Below are 16,131 nucleotides of genomic sequence, written 5' to 3' on the forward strand. Positions count from 1 at the left end.
CATTCTCCTAGCGGATGACCGCCTGTGCCAGTTCGAGGAGTGCGGTACGCACGTCAGGTTCGTCGGTCATCGGCTCGATCATGGAGGCACGAACGGCGTCCCGTGGCGCAAGACCGGCATCGATGAGGCTCGCGCAGTAAACCAGCAGACGCGTCGAGACGCCCTCCTCCAGGTCATGACCTTTCAATGCCCGCAGCCGCCGCGCCAGTTCGACCAATGGCTCTACAGCCGTGGCAGGCAGTCCACTTTCTGCCGAGACAACCTCGATCTCCCTCGCCTTGGGCAGGAAGTCGAACTCGATGGCGACAAAACGCTGGCGAGTCGAGGGCTTCAACGCTTTGAGGAGGCTTTGATAGCCAGGATTGTAGGAGACAACGAGCATGAAGGCCGGCGGCGCTTCAAGCTCTTCGCCTGTCCGCTCCAATGGCAGGATGCGCCGGTCGTCGGTGAGCGGGTGGAGCACGACGGCGACATCCTTGCGCGCCTCGACCACCTCGTCGAGATAGCACACACCGCCCTCACGGACTGCCCGGGTCAGCGGTCCGTCGACCCAGACCGTCTCACCTCCCTTCAAAAGAAAACGGCCGGTGAGATCGGCGGCCGCCAGATCGTCGTGGCAGGAGACGGTGGTCAGCGGCAAGCCAAGCCTTTGCGCCATATGACTGACGAACCGGGTCTTTCCGCAGCCTGTCGGTCCTTTGAGGAGAAGCGGCAACTGCCGCGTCCAGGCTGTCTCGAAGAGAGTGCATTCGTTGCCGGCTGGAGAATAGGCCGGGATATCCGGCTGAATGTTGCGGGCGATGATATTCATGTTGCTGATCCTCAAAATTGGGGAGAGCCCCGCCGCTTTTTGAAACAGCGGGGCCGCTGTTTCACTCTGCAGGCTCGACATAGCCGCCAAAGGCAGGCTCTTTCTCCTTGCCCGGCATCAACACGGCCCAGACGAACATCAGGGCGGACACAAGCACGACGGCACCAGAGCCAAGACGCACCCAGTAGAAAAGAGCCAACTGGTCCTGGACGGCCATATAGCTCTCACCCAGCACGCGCTGCAGATGCACCTGCAGAACCCCGGCAAAGGTGAGCGCGAAGGTCATCACCGACATCGCCGTGCACATCATCCAGAAGCTCGCGATCGACAGCCACTGGTTATAGGGCTGGCGGCCGCGCATTTCCGGAATGGCATAGGCCATGATCGCAAGGTTGAGCATGACATAGGCGCCGAAGAAGGCGAGATGCCCGTGGGCGGCTGTCACCTGTGTGCCATGGGTGTAGTAGTTCACCGAAGACAGCGTGTGCAGGAAGCCCCAGACGCCGGCACCGAAGAAGGCCATCACCGAGCAGCCGATCGACCACAGCAGTGCTGCCTTGTTCGGGTGCTTGCGGCCAGCCTTCCAGGTCATCACGAAGGTGAAGATGACCATCGTGAAGAAGGGTGCGACTTCCAGCGTCGAGAAGAGCGAGCCGATCCACTGCCAGTAGCCGGGGGCACCGATCCAGTAATAGTGATGGCCAGTGCCGAGAATGCCGGAGAACAGCGCCAGCCCGATTATGACATAGAGCCACTTCTCGACCACTTCGCGGTCGATGCCGTTGAGCTTGATCATCAGGAAGGCGAGCACCGAGGCCATGATCAGCTCCCATACGCCTTCGACCCAGAGGTGGACGACATACCACCAGTACATCTTGTCGAGTGCCAGGTTCGTTGGGTTGTAGAAGGCAAAGAGGAAGAAGATCGCCACACCCCACAGACCGAAGATCAGGATGTTGGTGACGACAGTCTTGCGACCCTTCAGCGATGTCATGGTGACGTTGAACAGCAGCATCAATGCGACAATGACAATGCCGATCTTGATGATGAAGGGCTGCTCGAGAAACTCGCGCCCCTCATGAATGCCGAAGAGATAACCGACGACCGCGGCGGCAGCGGCAATGAGGAAGATCCAGAACTGCGCAACAGCAAGCTTCGGGCTGTAAAGCTCGGTTTCCGCTTCTTCCGGCAGCAGATAATAGGTCGCGCCCATGAAGCCCATCAACAACCAGACGATCAGGGCGTTGGTGTGGATCATACGGACGATGTTAAAAGGGAGGAGCTCGGAGAGCGTATTGGGCAGAACGTAGATCGTACCCGCGACGACCCCGAACAGGACCTGGGCGATAAAGAGGCCGAGCGCACCGTAAAAATACAGCATCGCGACCTTCTGGCTTTGATATTTCATTTTTTGTCTCCTTGGGTCACGAAGGGCTCAGCCAGCCTCGTTCGGCGGCCAGTTCTGCGTCTTGATTTTGCTGGTCCATTCGAGGAAGTCTGCGAGATCGTTGATCTCTTCGTCGGTCAGATTGAATTGCGGCATCTGGCGGCGACCTTCGACACCAGAGGGCTGTGCCGCCATCCAGGAACGAAGCGTCTCGCGTGCACCGTCGCGATCGCCATCACCACCCCAGCGCGTCCAGACATTGCCGAGCTCGGGCGCGAAATAGGCGCCCTCACCCAGGATCGAGTGGCAGTTGATACAGGAGTGCTTTTCCCAGATATGCTTGCCGCGCGCGACGCTGTCAGTCAGAGTCGTTTCGTCGGTCGATACCGTGCGGATGTAGTAATGGCTGTGGGCGGTGAGCCCCACGAAGATCGCAAAAAAGAAAATGGAGCCGCCATAGAAGACGTTGCGCGCTCCGGTCTTGGTCAGGCGCTCTGCCATGCCCTTGTCCTTCCGTCTGCCGGGCTGAAAAGGCCCGACCTGGTTTCCCCGCCTCGAAGGCTCCAGCGATCCCCTCGCCGGCTCTGCGGGATGTTCTTTTCATAGAGAGTGAGCGGGGTTGTTCTTTGCGCTTTGGCAAGCAACGGCGCGAATGTTCATCCCAACAGAAGGACCACCAGCGACCGAGAGAGTGCGGCGATCAGAATGATGCTTAACCAGCAGATGAGCGCGATCCGCATGGGGTGATGCCCGCCCCTGAGTTCGAGGAAGTCGAGAACCACAAGCCGTCCCTTAGCAAAGGCAATCCCAAGAACGGCGGCAATCGGTACGATCGTTGGACCAGCGAGCGCCGTAACAATTGCGCCGCCAATCGCGAAGGTCATCAGCATGGCGAGCACACCCACCAATTCCTCGTGTTGTCTGCGGGTCATGAGAAGCCTCACGCAAGATAGAGAATGGGAAAGATGACCAACCAGACGAGGTCAATCACATGCCAGAGTGTGGCGATCAGAACCAGGTTTTCCCGTGCCGGGCGCCAGGCGACAAGAAGAAGAGCAATAGCGCCGAAAAAGACATGCAGCAGATGGAAGCCGGTGATGATGAAATATAGCTCGAAGAAGGTGTCGAGCGTTGCATCCTGAGCGTAGCGAACCTCACCCCAGTATTCGAAGAGCTTAACCGCCACGAAGCAGAAGCCGAGCAGGGCTGCAATCGTCAACGGCCGTTTCACCGCCTCAAGATCAAGCCGACTTCGCATCGCCACGGCGACAAAGTAACCGCTGATCAGCAGGATAAGCGTGTTCGCGCCGGCGATCCCCGGCCTTAAATGCAGACGCGCCAGTTCGAAGGCCTGGGCATCAAAGGTCGACACGACGAGGAAGCCAAGGATCAGGATGCCGAAAGCGATCAGCTCGCTCCACACCAGGATCCAGAGCAGCAGGTGGTCGTCCTTTGCCTCGTCCTGGAGGCTCGTTTGCATAGCCATGGTCAGATCTCCCGTTGGTCGGGATCGGTTCTAAAGAAAAATCCGAAGCGCTCTTTGTGGGAGCGCAAAGAAGACTGACGAAAGACCAGGCAGAGTGCTTCCACAACAGAAGGGAATGACTGAAATGACGGATGCACAAATCGGCCTTGTCGTTGCGACACCTGTCATCATGGGCTTTGCCCTGATGCTGAAGCGCATGGGGGTACTCCAGGGCGGAGGCACTCTAGCCGCCGTTATGACTTCGCTTGCCATCGGCGTCATCCTGTTCATCGGCCAATAAGGGAAAAACCATGGAAACGACTGGATCCAGCCTGACGGCCTCCGAGGTCAGGGCGCTTGAGGACAAGCACCGCGATCTTCTCATTCTCTGCTTGAGGCTGGAGGAACTGGCCACGGACTTCGACGCCGGCGAAATTCCGCGCGGCATCCAGAAGGTTGCCAAGCACATCGAACCGCTGGTCGCCGCCGCCCATACTCTGGAAGAGCAAAAGTTCTACCCCGACCTCGAGTTGCATGCCGGCTCCTGTTTCGGCTCCCTTCTTCTCGATCAGGTAAAGTCCGAACATCGCGTCGACCGTCGCGCGGCCCGTGAGCTATCTCTCACTTTGGCCGCTGTCGCTCGCAAACGATGCAGACTGAGCCTGGAAACGGTGGCCCATATGGTTCGCGGTTTTCAGGAAGCTGTCCGGCGCCATATCACTGCGGAGCAGATGCTGCTGCAGCAGCTTCTAAACGTGGAACCCGAAACGCAGGTGTTCCCAACATGACCCAGATCGTTCTTGCGCTTGCAGCATTCTTGTTGTTGCATTCGGTGCCTGCCTTACCAACCATCCGCGGCAGGCTAACCGCAGCGCTTGGATTACGGCTCTACCTTCTAGTCTATTCGACAACATCCGTAGCACTCCTGATATGGGTCCTGCATGCCGCCTGGAACACCGAGTATGTAGAGATCTGGCGGCCGGATTCCCGGAGCATCCTCGCCAATCTCGTGTTGTCGCCACTCGGGCTCTTTCTGGTCACGGCAGGCCTAATCAGTCCCAATCCCGCATCTATCAGCTTCATGACAGGCACTACACCTGGCGCGATTACAACTCTCACCCGCCATCCGGTCTTGTGGGGATTTTTCCTCTGGTCTCTCGGCCACCTCGCAGCAAACGGTGATACCAGATCGCTCCTTGTCTTCGGTGGCCTCGGTCTGTTTTCTGCTGTCGGTATCCTTGTCGCGGAAAAGCGCGCGAGACGCAGGATGGGAGAAGACTGGTTACCAGTCGAGAGATCAACATCCATATTTCCGTTGATCGCCCTGCTCTCCGGACGCGCCAAGCTGCGTCTGGATGGACATCTGGTAGCCGGGCTCGCCGTGACGCTGCTTATCACACTCTGGCTGCTCGCGGGAGGCCATGCCGCCCTGTTTGGCGCAGACCCGATTCTCGCGCTCGACATCTGAGAACGATTCCAGCCGGTAATTCCACAAACTACTTGCTCTACGTCAAACATCCGTACGCGGACGGCTATAACATGAGTAAATAAATCAATTTTCGGAGAGCGGGATGCCAAACACCCTGAAACAGGTCAGCAAGGCGAATATCATTGAGGCAGACGCGGCAGGCTATGCAAAAACCCGTCGCACTTTATGCGCTGGCATCGCAGCGACCCTTGCCCTTCCCTTCCTCAACACACGGGCACGCGCATCCTCCCTCGACCAACTCGTCCTCTTCGGCCCTCCTGCCGGACCATCGATCACGCTGGCCTATGCTGTTGGCAAAGGCCTGCTGCGCAACGTCGCAGATAAGGTGGAGTTTAGGGTCTGGCGCACGCCCGATGAAATGCGGGCGGGCCTGTCGTCCGGATCCATGAGAGCCGTGGTGATGCCGACAACGGCGGCGGCAAATCTCCATACGCGCGGTCTTGGCCTGAAACTGGCCAGCGTAATGACCAATGGCCTTCTCTATATGGTATCGCGCAACGATAAGATCGCGGCTTTCGCCGATCTCGAAGGTCAAAGCGTAACCGTGCCATTTCCCAATGACACGCCGGAACTTGTCTTCGATGCGGCGCTTGCCCACCATCGAATGACCGGCAAGGTCAAGGTAGAGCGGGCCGGCACGCCAATCGAAGCCGTTCAGATGCTGCTCGCAGGGCGTATCGACACGGCGCTACTACCCGAACCGGCAGTCTCTGCCGCCCTCTTCAAGGCCAGTACAGGTGGTCAGGCGCTTCACCGCGTCATCGACATGCAGAAGGAATGGGGTATGGTCACCGCAAGTACGCCGGTCATGCCCCAGGCAGGTCTCGCCCTGACGCAAAACTTCTTGGACGATCATCCGGAACAGGCGACCGCGCTTCTTGCGGGACTTGCACGGGCAGCAGTCGAGGTGAACGCCAATCCGGCAGCGGCTGCGAGCCAGGCCGCGTCGGCACTTGAACTCCCATGGCCTGTGCTGGAGGCGTCGATCCCCTATTCGAACCTCGTCGCCATTGCCGCGCGTGATGCGCACGGACCGATCGAGACCCTGCTCAAAGCCGTGGCAGAGAGGCATCCCGAGATGGTGGGCGGTCGCATGCCGGACGCGTCACTTTATCTATAGGGCTGGATCATCATGGGCCTAGCTTATCGTGCGGGAAGGGTGGCGCGCTTCCTCTGGTCCGGCTGGGCGGGTTTCAGCGGCCTTGCCGTCTTTGCAGCCGTTTGGCAGCTCGGAGCCGAAGCCTATGGCAGCTTCGTGTTGCCAGCACCGGCCAAGACGATCCAGACCCTGTTCAAGCTAGCAGCAGACCCCGACAATCAGATGTTGGTGGTGTCGACGAGCCTGAGGGCGCTCGCCGGCTTTTCACTCGCCGCCGTGTTTGGGGCGATGGCAGGCGTGGTGGCCGGATACCATCCGGCGATCATGAGGCTTGCGCGTCCGCAGGTAACCTTGCTGATCGGCGTCCCGCCAATTGCCTGGATCGTCCTTCTGATGATCTGGTTTGGCATGGGGGCCGGAACGGTCATTGCCACCGCGGCTATCGCCGCCTTGCCGCTTGTCTTTGTTGGTGCAGCCGAGGGCATCCGGACACGAGACCGGGGATTGGAAGAGATGGCCCGTATGGCCGGCCTGTCGTGGCTGGCCCGCCTGTTTCAGATATCCCTACGGCAAATGCTTCATGCGGTATTTCCTGCTTTGGTCATGGCACTGGGCACGGCTTTCAAGGCAGCAGTCATGGCCGAGTTGCTGGCCAATGCCGGCGGTATAGGAGGCGCGCTCGCCAATGCCCGTTCCGCACTCGATGTGGAAGCAGCTCTTGCGTGGATCCTCCTGTCGGTCATTGCGCTGATCAGTGTCGAATATGGAATTGTTCAGCCACTGCGCGCCGAAGCCGAGGCATGGCGGGAAGCCGCCCAACCCTGGGGCGTACGCCGATGACCCTCCTCCAGCTCAAAGCCGTGGGGCACGTCTATCTCGGCCGCCCCGTTCTCGAACAGGTCACTCTGCAGGTCAGCCAGGGGGAACTGGTCGCGCTGGTCGGACCGTCCGGTTGCGGCAAGAGCACGCTTGCCCAGATCGCCGCCGGGCTGATTATCCCCCGCCACGGCCAAGTCGAGCGAGGCTATGCGCGCTGCGCTTTCGTCTTTCAGGAACCGCGCCTCCTCCCATGGGCGACGGTCGAAGCCAACGTGGCACTCAGCCTATCTGGCCTCCCCGTGGCGCGGTCCGAGCGAAGGGCAAGAATTGCAGCGGCCTGTGATCGCGTATCGCTGGAAGAGAGCGACTGGCAAAAGATTCCATCGCAGTTGTCGGGTGGCATGCGCCAGCGCACGGCGCTTGCCCGTGCTCTCGTCGCCGACCCCGATTTCCTCTACTTCGACGAGCCCTTCACCGCACTCGATGCCGCCTTGCGAAGGCGGATGCAGGATCTCGTCGTCGCCACGGCCTCAGACAGCGGCAAGGGCGGGCTCTTCATCACCCATGACATCCATGAAGCGCTGCGGATCTGCCACCGGATCGCGGTTCTCGACCGCTACGGCCATGGAATTCTCGACTGCGTCTCTGTTCCCGAGACACCGGGGCATCGCAGTGAGGAAATGATTTTCGAGACGGCACGAAGGCTCATTTCCGATCATCCGCTGTTTGCCGTCGTTGAAGAACATGACGAGCGGAGGCTGGCATGAGTGTGCTTCCAGCCATACGCATGCTTCCCTCGGCCGATCTTGCCAGGGCCATGTCCGCCGAAGGCCTCAGACTGATGTTTCCACTTGCCGCCTTGCATGCGGCGCTGTGGCCCTTTCTTTGGGTCGTGGTTTGGTCTCTCGATCTACCTTTTGCCGTTTCCTCCCTTCCCCGCCACTGGCACGCCCAGGAAATGCTGGTCGGCTCCTTCGGAGGCGCGCTTTTTGGCTTCCTGACCTCTGCCCTACCGGAATGGACGGACACGCAACGCCTCAGTGGACGCCCCCTGTTCTTGGCTGCAGGTCTTTGGGCCGGTGCCCGCTTGCTGGGCTTCTTCGCCATCGAGAACGGGTGGCTGCTTGGCCTCGTGTTCGATCAGGCCTGGATACTGTTCCTGCTTACCTATGCGCTACGCCTGTCCTGGATCAAGAAAAGCACCGGTCTCCTGGGTTTCATCCTGTTCGTCACCGCCTTTGCTGCGGCTGCGGCCTTGCTGCGGATCACAATGGCCATGGACGCCTACGACCTGTCAGACCGCGCAATCAGAATTCTTGGGCTCTCGCTTCTAGGCCTGCTGGGTCTCGCCCTTGCCCGCATCACCGTCCCAGTGACCAACCTGATCCTTGATCCGACGGAAAGGACCTCCCCTTACAGACCGCATCCGGGCCGGGTCCATCTCTCAGCGGGTTTGACCATGCTGGTGATTGTGGCAGAGGCAGCCACGCTCTCGGACGCCGTGCGCGGCTATCTAATGTTGGCTGCCGGTGCGGCCTTTCTCGATCGGGTCGCCGAGGGGTTTGTGGGGCGCGAAGGCTTTTCCTTCGAACTTGGCGGTCTTTGGCTGTCGAGTGCGCTGGCTGGCACCGGCCTTCTTGTCTGCGGACTTTCCCTGATTGGCCTGGACCTGCCGTGGCTGGGCGGACTGCATCTGGCATTAATGGGGGGCTTGGGTCTCGGCGTCCTGCAGGTTCTCTCGATTGCAGGCCTGCTGCATACCGGTCAACCGCTGCTTTTTTCGAAGACAACCCGGATGGCGATCCTGCTTCTGGTCCTGTCGGTTCTTTTGCGGATCCTCTCGGAGTTCGCGCCGTCGCTCACCCTGCCCTTCAGCGCTTACGGTTTCTCCTCTGCGCTGTTTTCGCTTTCCTTCCTCCTCTGGGCCAAGGCCTATATTCCTCTGCTCTGGTCGCCGGCAACGGTGGATCAGGAAAGGTGCTGACATGACCACAATTCCCGGCCCCTCCATCCCGCAGCGTCTTCTGTCTGGCGGGTTCCGTCTGTTCTTCCCGGGCAGCGCGCTTTTGGCCACCGTCTCAATCGCTATCTGGGTCCCGTGGTTCCTCGGCTTCATGCATGTTCCGACCCTCTTGCCCCCGGTTGCCTGGCACCAGCACGAGCTTCTCTTCGGCTTTGTCCCGGCCGTGATAGCAGGGTTTCTTCTCACCGCCGTGCCGAACTGGACCGGCAGGCCCGGTTTGAAGGGCATGCCACTTCTGGCACTGTTTCTTCTCTGGATCGCCGGGCGGCTTGCCATCAGTCTCTCTGAATGGACGGGCATGCTCGGCGCGACACTCGTTGCGCTGGCCTTCCTGCCAGTGCTCGCCATCTTTGTTCTGAAAGAACTTGTTGCTGCCTCGAACCGACGCAACTACAAGATAATCGCCGTTCTCGCGCTCCTGAGCGCCGCTCAGATGTTTTTCCATCATGAGCTCGATCGCTACGGTCGCGTCGAAATGGCCGACCGTCTGGCTCTGTCTGCGATCCTCATCCTCATCTCTCTGGTTGCGGGGCGCATTATTCCGGCATTTACCGGCAACTGGCTGAAGGCGAACAATCCAGGGCGGCTGCCGCAGAATTTCGCCCGTTTCGATCTCGCCGTCATGATCCTTGGGAGCCTTTCACTGGCGATGTGGATCGCTGTCGGCGGCGGTCTTGAAAGCCTCCAGTTTCCCACGGGGCTGCTGATGCTTGTCGCCAGCCTTGCTCATCTCGTGCGACAGGCAAGATGGTGCCCCGAGCGCACGCTTGGGGAGCCCCTCGTGACGATCCTGCATGTCGGCTATCTCTTCATTCCCGTAGGCTTTTTGCTGACCGGCCTGTCGATGCTGTTGGACCACTCCGGCTTCGCCTCGGCAGGCATCCATGCCTGGACGACAGGTGGGGTCGGGGTCGTGACGTTGGCGGTGATGACCCGCGCCACGAGAGGCCATACGGGCCAGGCTTTGACGTCCCCGCACTCGACAACCTGGCTCATCTATGCACCAATCATCCTCTCGGCACTGCTGAGGATTTCGGTCGCAATTTGGCCGCAGCACACCATGCTGCTATTGCCGATCGCAGGTCTTGCCTGGATCGTGGCATTCTTGGGTTACGTGGTCTTTTACATGCCGTTGATAGCGCGAAAGGGATAGGAGGGAGCCATGAGCGCCCTTACCCTCTCCACTCCGGTATCAAGGGTGCGTCCGTCAACCCGAGCAGATCCACGGCACGAGCCGCAATATGAGCGACGAGATCCTCTACGCTCGCTGGATTGCGGTAGAATGAGGGGACCGGCGGCATCACCACGGCCCCCATCTCGGTCACCGCCGCCATGTTGCGCAGGTGCCCGAGGTGAAGCGGCGTTTCGCGGGCAAGGAGAACCAGCCTGCGACGCTCCTTGAGCTGCACATCGGCGGCGCGAGTGAGAAGATTGTCTGTGATCCCGGTCGAGATCGCTGCAAGAGACCGCATCGAACAAGGGGCGACGATCATACCGGCCGTGCGGAACGATCCACTGGCAATCGATGCACCGATATCGCTTTCCGAATGGAAATGAGCGGCGAGCCCGATTAGCCGGCCCAGCGCCTCGTTGCCCGCCTCATGTGCGATTGTCCGGCGCGCTGCTGACGTGACGACGAGATGCAGTTCAACATCATCCATGGCCGCCAGGAGCCGGCCGACCTGAAGACCGATCGCCGCCCCCGAAGCACCGGACATGCCGAGAATGACACGCCTCATCATGGCTCAACTTCCCTTGTCTTGAGGGATCCAAGTCCAAGTTCGCGCCAGATCGCATCGACGCGCGCCGAGACCTCCGGCGTCATTTGCAGCACGCGGCCCCATTCCCGATCGGTTTCTGCGCCAAGCTTGTTGGTGGCATCGAGACCGAGCTTTCCACCGAGCCCAGGCTTAGGAGAGGCAAAATCGAGGTAGTCGATGGGTGTGTTATCCACAACTACCAGATCGCGGGAGGCGTCGAACCGCGTGGAAAGCGCCCAGATAACATCGCTCCAGTTTCTGACGTCAACATCGGCATCGACTACGATGATGAGCTTGGTGTAGCTGAACTGCGGCAGCATCGACCAAAGCCCGAGCATGATCCGGCGGGCTTGCCCCGGATAGCGCTTGTCGAGCGAGACGACGATCGCCCGGTAGGAACACGCTTCTGGAGGCAGATAGAGATCGACAATCTCTGGAAATTGGCGCTTCACGAGGGGAAGGAAGAGAGCATTCATTGCCTCTCCGAGCACAGAAGGTTCATCCGGGGGGCGGCCGGTGAAGGTCGAGAGGTAAACCGGATTCTGCCGCATCGTCATCGCACTCAAGTTCATGATGGGAAACGGCTCGACAGAATTGTAGTAGCCCGTGTGGTCGCCATAAGGCCCCTCGAGCGCAGTCTCCGCGATAGAAACAGTCCCTTCCAGCACGATTTCCGCAGTGGCCGGAATATCTAGGGGTTGGGTGAGCGCCCGCACCACGCGGCTGCGCTTTCCTCGAAGCACACCGGCGAATGACAGCTCGCTCATGGTCTCTGGCAGCGGCATAACGGCTGCGAGGATTGTCTGAGGATCAGCGCCGATCACGACCGCAATGGGCATATGCCGTCCCACGGCCTGCCACTGCCGGAAGTGTTTCGCAGCACCACGATGGGCAAGCCAGCGCGTGATCAGTCGCCTGCGATCCAGCGCTTGCAGCCGGTAGACGCCGACATTGACATCCCTAGGGTCGGAGGGCGATGCGGTGACGACAAGCCCCCAGGTGATCAGCGGTGCCGGTTCGCCGGGCCAGCACCACTGGATCGGCAGTCGGTTGAGATCAACGCCCTCGCCTTCGAACACGATATCCTGGCATTCGGCGTGAGACACCCTCCGGCATCCCAGCGCCATGGCGGAGCGAAGCACAGGCAGCTTCTTCAGGGCATCCCGGAGCGACGCCGGCGGCCTCGGTTCGCGCAATTCGGCCAGAAGGTCCGCGAGATCGCCAATCTTGCCGCCAGGGATGCCATAGCCAAGTTCGATCCGCTCGCGCGTGCCGAACAGATTGGCAAGCAGCGGTATCTCTGACACTGCACCGTCCGACCGGACCGGGCGCTCAAAGAGCAAGGCCGGGCCTCCCTCTGCCAGGACGCGCCTGTGGATTTCGGTTACCTCATGAACAAGGCTCACCGGCTGCGCGACGCGGAGAAGCCGTCCCTGCCTTTCCAGTTCGGTCATGAAAGCTTGAAGACCGTCGTAGCGACGAGGCGGTGCGTTCTGTGTCATGCGAACCGCTATGACCTGTGAATTCGGTTGCGTCTTTGCGCTGGAGCAATCTGGATTGTCGGCCGTTCCCATAGGCTTGCGACGGTTCAAACCATCAAAATTGGCGCAATGCAGATAACATCCATTCTGGCTCTCCCGCTGAAAGCTGTGCCGCTCATGCCGCTCGTATCAATTGAGCTCGTGGCAAGTCGCCTCTTCAAGCTCCTGCTCCTAGCTCATGGCGATATGTTCGAGCGCCTTGGCACATACAAAAGCTGCCGCTTTTCGTTTGCCCCGACTGATCTGCCCTTAGTCTTCCTGATCGAGCCCGACCTGCCTCGTCTCAAGGTGGTGCGCAAAGACGAGACCTTCACGGCGGATGCAGGTGTCGAGGCCCCGCTGGTCATGCTGCTGGCGCTCCTTGAGGGGCGCTGCGATGCCGATGCGCTGTTCTTTTCCCGCGACCTGAAGGTGATCGGGGACATGGAGGCCATGCTTGCGATGAGAAACGCACTCGATGACTGCGATATCGACCTTCCGCGTGATCTCGCGCGCATCGGGGGACCGGCCGCCCCCATCGTTCACAGGCTGGCCGTGGAAATCCGAAGCCGGTCGCTGAGGGAGATCCAGTGATGGAACTGATCTGTCCGGCGGGAACGCCAGCCGCCTTTCGTGAAGCCGTCGATGCAGGCGCTGATGCGGTCTATTGCGGCTTCCGCGACGAGACCAATGCCCGCAATTTTCCCGGCCTCAATTTCAGCCGGGACGAACTGCACGACGCAATTATCTATGCCCGCAAGAAAGGATGCATGACATTTGTCGCCCTCAACACCTTCATGCGGGCTGGCGACGAAGAGATCTGGTATAGTGCGGCGGCCGACGCGGTAAGGCTCGGTGCCGATGCGCTGATCCTGGCCGATTTCGGCCTCATGGCCCATGTCAGGGAACACTATCCAGAGCAGCGCTTGCATGTTTCGGTCCAGGCGTCTGCTTCCAATCCCGAAGCCATCAATTTTCTCGTCGAAGCCTTCGACGCAAAACGGGTCGTCTTGCCGAGAACGCTGACGATCGGCGACATTGCCCGCATTGGTCGCAAGGTCAAATGCGAGATCGAGGTCTTTGTTTTCGGCGGGCTTTGCGTCATGGCCGAGGGACGCTGCTCGCTCTCCTCCTACGCCACCGGCAAATCACCCAATATAAACGGCGTCTGCTCCCCGGCGAGCCATGTGCGGTACCGACAGGACGGCTCCGACATGGTGTCGGAACTCGGCACTTATACGATCAACCGGTTCAGCCATGGCGAGGCCGCCGGCTATCCCACACTGTGCAAGGGACGCTTCGACATCGGCGATGCCCGTGGCTACGCCTTCGAAGACCCCGTGTCCCTCGACGTCATGGGCGAAATCGAAGCCTTGAAGGATGCCGGCGTCTCCGCCTTGAAAATCGAAGGACGCCAGCGCGGCAAAGCCTATGTGGCCGAAGTCGTATCGACGCTGCGCCAGGTACTCGCAACCGCCCCCTCGGGGCGTGGCCCCTTGTTGGCCCGGCTGAGAGCGCTGAGCGAAGGGCAGAAGACCACGGTCGGCGCCTATGAGAAGCGCTGGAGATGAGCATGACCGAACTGACACTGGGCCCCGTCTACTATCTCTGGGACGGCCCGAAATGGCGGGATTTCTATTATCAGATCGCAGACGAAGCGCCCGTGGATCACATTATCCTCGGCGAGACTGTCTGCTCCAAACGGCAGCATTTCATCGAGCCATACTTGGCAGACGTGATGGAACGCCTGGAACGGGCGGGAAAGTCGGTGGCCTTTTCCTCGCTGGCGCTCGTCACCTTAGAGCGAGAAAGTCGGATCATGAAAGAGCTGATCGAGACGTCGGACTACCCCATCGAGGTAAACGACCTCTCCGCCATCGGCCTGATCAAGGGCCGCCGGCACCTCGTCGGACCCTTGGTCAATGTCTATAATGGCCCAACCGCGCGCTTGCTGGCACAACGCGGGGCAGACCGTATCTGTCTTCCGCCGGAACTTCCCTTTAGCTCGATCGCCAGGATCGCCGCCGACGCGCCGGATGTGGCTCTCGAAGTGATGGTATTCGGTCGCATGCCGCTTGCCATATCGGCTCGCTGCGCCCATGCCCGTTCCAAGGGCAGGATCAAGGACAATTGCCAGTTCGTCTGTGGCGACGAGCCGGACGGCCTGTCAATCAGGACACTCGATCGCCAGTCATTCCTGGTGCTCAATGGCGTGCAGACAATGTCGCATACGTGCCAACTCCTGCTCAGCGAACTGAAGGACTTGCAAGAGGCCGGGGTAAATGCCTTCCGTCTCTCACCACAGGACTGCGACATGGCACGCATCGCCGCCATCTTCCAGGAAACGCTGTCGGGCAGCATGGAACCCCGAGAGGCCGTCGAACTGATCGGGCATACTTATCCCAAAGCCAAGTTCTCCAACGGCTTTCATCACGGGCGAGAGGGAGCTGCCTGGGTATCGCGGGCGAAAAACAATGCCCATGCGCCATAACGCGCGGGGGAGTACGAGCGCATCTTGTTTGCGAAAGCGCAACGACCGGATCGGCATTCCTCACCACAGTCGGCACCACAGCGATAACGCATTGAAGCGCAAAACAAGGTGAACTCGATGGAACTTGACGCAAGCCAGACGGTCGAAAAGATCGCGACCTCCCTTCCCGGTGCAGCCGCACTTTTCCGCCGTCACGGCATCAGTTTCTGCTGCGGTGGCTCAGATAGCATCAAGGCTGCGGCTGAAGCCGCAGGACTCTCGCCGGAAACCCTGCTGGACGAATTGCAGGGCCTTGTCGACGCCGCGTCGACAGAAGCACCGGATGGAACCGCCGATCTGATCAAGCACCTCAGGACACGCTATCACGACACCCACCGCGCAGAACTCATATCACTGATCCCCCTTGCGGCAAAGGTCGAGCAGGTGCATGGCGACCACCCCGATGCACCGATCGGCCTGGCAAATCTGCTCGAGCGCATCCAGAGCGACCTACACAGCCACATGCAACGCGAGGAGCTCATGCTCTTCCCACTCATGGAGCGCGGTGACCATCAAGCTCTGGCGAGACCCATCGAACAGATGCGCCACGAACATGACGTCGAGGCACAGCATCTGGCAGAACTTGAGCACGTGACAGGCGGATTTCATCTGCCGGACGGCGCATGCAATTCATGGCGCGCGCTTTACGCAGGCGCAAAGAAATTCGCCGACGATCTGGTCCAGCACATGCATCTGGAAAATGAAGTCCTCTTTCCGCGCTTCACCGGCGAGACGGTCTAGGGCGGTGGCATCAAGGCAGACAAGAATATGATGAAGTATCTGAGGCCGCTCGGGGCCAAGGAACGCGGCAGGCTTGCGCCTCCGGTCGTTTCGAGATCGCGGCGCGAACAAGCCTGTGACACCATCTGCGACATGCATGAATGTGTGATCAGTGGCTGTACCGGAGCCGATAATGTCGGCTACCTTATGGACAGGATGCTATCGCTTGAACCACGACACGGCGACAGGCGATGATCCGCCCATCAATATCGACCCACGCCCTCGCATCTGGAGTTTGCGCGTCAGACGTGCAGTTTTTGACTGAAGCTTTGTCCAGATACACGGTGGATTGACGCAAGCTGAGGTTTATTTGTTCGAAGCTTGGCATTCGTCAAACCGCGCTGGATCCATTAGATAAGTGCTTACTGAATCACACAAATAATCACTAAAATTCACATCGTATCATGATGTTACGATACTCGGCATGATGCCTCAACTCAGGACATAC

19 protein-coding genes are annotated in these 16,131 nt (G+C 59.8%); 12 read left to right on the forward strand and 7 right to left on the reverse strand.

The genetic code is table 11. The features are described 5' to 3' along the window. Positions 1-7 precede the first annotated feature (7 nt). The 5 genes from AC1PUL_RS18265 to AC1PUL_RS18285 form a co-directional block, all read right to left on the reverse strand. Positions 8-811 (reverse strand): AAA family ATPase, encoded by an 804-nt coding sequence (locus tag AC1PUL_RS18265; protein ID WP_480465488.1) that lies wholly within the window; start codon positions 809-811, stop codon positions 8-10. Positions 812-872: 61 nt separating this feature from the next. Beyond that, positions 873-2,219, reverse strand: coding sequence for a cbb3-type cytochrome c oxidase subunit I (locus tag AC1PUL_RS18270; RefSeq protein WP_480465489.1), 1,347 nt, complete (start codon positions 2,217-2,219; stop codon positions 873-875). A gap of 27 nt (positions 2,220-2,246) precedes the next feature. Further along, the gene (locus tag AC1PUL_RS18275; RefSeq protein WP_480465490.1) at positions 2,247-2,699 is read right to left on the reverse strand and encodes a c-type cytochrome; all 453 of its coding nucleotides are present in this window, start codon (positions 2,697-2,699) and stop codon (positions 2,247-2,249) included. Positions 2,700-2,854: 155 nt separating this feature from the next. Further along, entirely contained in the window at positions 2,855-3,130 is a 276-nt protein-coding gene (locus AC1PUL_RS18280; protein ID WP_069041045.1) for a cytochrome C oxidase subunit IV family protein, read from the reverse strand. Positions 3,131-3,138: 8 nt separating this feature from the next. Beyond that, positions 3,139-3,684, reverse strand: a complete 546-nt coding sequence (locus AC1PUL_RS18285; RefSeq protein ID WP_480465491.1) for a cytochrome c oxidase subunit 3 — start codon at positions 3,682-3,684, stop codon at positions 3,139-3,141. Between the two features lie 124 nt (positions 3,685-3,808). Here AC1PUL_RS18285 and AC1PUL_RS18290 point away from each other — a divergent pair, with 124 nt between their 5' ends. The 8 genes from AC1PUL_RS18290 to AC1PUL_RS18325 all read left to right on the forward strand — a co-directional run bounded on the left by AC1PUL_RS18290 (position 3,809) and on the right by AC1PUL_RS18325 (position 10,246). Beyond that, entirely contained in the window at positions 3,809-3,964 is a 156-nt protein-coding gene (locus tag AC1PUL_RS18290) for a hypothetical protein (protein WP_480465492.1), read from the forward strand. Between the two features lie 10 nt (positions 3,965-3,974). Next, on the forward strand, positions 3,975-4,451 hold the full coding sequence (locus AC1PUL_RS18295; protein WP_480465493.1) for a hemerythrin domain-containing protein: 477 nt from the start codon (positions 3,975-3,977) through the stop codon (positions 4,449-4,451). Next, positions 4,448-5,131 (forward strand): NnrU family protein, encoded by a 684-nt coding sequence (locus AC1PUL_RS18300; protein ID WP_112241177.1) that lies wholly within the window; start codon positions 4,448-4,450, stop codon positions 5,129-5,131. Before AC1PUL_RS18295 ends, AC1PUL_RS18300 begins: the two co-directional genes overlap by 4 nt. Before the next feature lie 103 nt (positions 5,132-5,234). Continuing rightward, positions 5,235-6,272: an ABC transporter substrate-binding protein gene (locus tag AC1PUL_RS18305; RefSeq protein ID WP_480465494.1), complete on the forward strand. Its 1,038-nt coding sequence runs from the start codon at positions 5,235-5,237 to the stop codon at positions 6,270-6,272. A 12-nt stretch (positions 6,273-6,284) separates the two neighbouring features. After that, positions 6,285-7,091: an ABC transporter permease gene (locus tag AC1PUL_RS18310; RefSeq protein WP_480465495.1), complete on the forward strand. Its 807-nt coding sequence runs from the start codon at positions 6,285-6,287 to the stop codon at positions 7,089-7,091. Next, on the forward strand, positions 7,088-7,837 hold the full coding sequence (locus AC1PUL_RS18315) for an ABC transporter ATP-binding protein (RefSeq protein ID WP_480465496.1): 750 nt from the start codon (positions 7,088-7,090) through the stop codon (positions 7,835-7,837). Before AC1PUL_RS18310 ends, AC1PUL_RS18315 begins: the two co-directional genes overlap by 4 nt. Further along, the gene (locus AC1PUL_RS18320; RefSeq protein WP_480465497.1) at positions 7,834-9,054 is read left to right on the forward strand and encodes an NnrS family protein; all 1,221 of its coding nucleotides are present in this window, start codon (positions 7,834-7,836) and stop codon (positions 9,052-9,054) included. Before AC1PUL_RS18315 ends, AC1PUL_RS18320 begins: the two co-directional genes overlap by 4 nt. 1 nt (position 9,055) lies before the next feature. Continuing rightward, positions 9,056-10,246, forward strand: coding sequence for an NnrS family protein (locus AC1PUL_RS18325; protein ID WP_480465498.1), 1,191 nt, complete (start codon positions 9,056-9,058; stop codon positions 10,244-10,246). 19 nt (positions 10,247-10,265) lie between these two features. Here the strand turns inward: AC1PUL_RS18325 and AC1PUL_RS18330 are convergent, their stop codons facing one another. Both AC1PUL_RS18330 and AC1PUL_RS18335 read right to left on the reverse strand, forming a co-directional pair. Then, on the reverse strand, positions 10,266-10,835 hold the full coding sequence (locus AC1PUL_RS18330; protein WP_156322792.1) for a UbiX family flavin prenyltransferase: 570 nt from the start codon (positions 10,833-10,835) through the stop codon (positions 10,266-10,268). Next, positions 10,832-12,355 (reverse strand): UbiD family decarboxylase, encoded by a 1,524-nt coding sequence (locus AC1PUL_RS18335; protein ID WP_480465499.1) that lies wholly within the window; start codon positions 12,353-12,355, stop codon positions 10,832-10,834. Before AC1PUL_RS18335 ends, AC1PUL_RS18330 begins: the two co-directional genes overlap by 4 nt. A gap of 108 nt (positions 12,356-12,463) precedes the next feature. Between AC1PUL_RS18335 and ubiT the strand changes: the two genes are divergently transcribed. The 4 genes from ubiT (at position 12,464) to ric (ending at position 15,644) form a co-directional block, all read left to right on the forward strand. Then, positions 12,464-12,967: a ubiquinone anaerobic biosynthesis accessory factor UbiT gene (ubiT, locus tag AC1PUL_RS18340; RefSeq protein WP_054149246.1), complete on the forward strand. Its 504-nt coding sequence runs from the start codon at positions 12,464-12,466 to the stop codon at positions 12,965-12,967. Continuing rightward, positions 12,967-13,944: a ubiquinone anaerobic biosynthesis protein UbiU gene (ubiU, locus tag AC1PUL_RS18345; RefSeq protein WP_480465500.1), complete on the forward strand. Its 978-nt coding sequence runs from the start codon at positions 12,967-12,969 to the stop codon at positions 13,942-13,944. The genes ubiT and ubiU overlap by 1 nt, the downstream gene beginning before the upstream one ends. Further along, positions 13,941-14,864 carry a ubiquinone anaerobic biosynthesis protein UbiV gene (gene ubiV / locus AC1PUL_RS18350; protein WP_480465501.1) on the forward strand — a complete coding sequence of 308 codons (924 nt, stop codon included), beginning with the start codon at positions 13,941-13,943 and terminating at the stop codon, positions 14,862-14,864. The genes ubiU and ubiV overlap by 4 nt, the downstream gene beginning before the upstream one ends. A 108-nt stretch (positions 14,865-14,972) precedes the next feature. Further along, on the forward strand, positions 14,973-15,644 hold the full coding sequence (gene ric / locus AC1PUL_RS18355) for an iron-sulfur cluster repair di-iron protein (RefSeq protein WP_480465502.1): 672 nt from the start codon (positions 14,973-14,975) through the stop codon (positions 15,642-15,644). The last annotated feature ends 487 nt before the right edge of the window (positions 15,645-16,131 follow it).

This window comes from Rhizobium sp. P43, assembly GCF_056730705.1.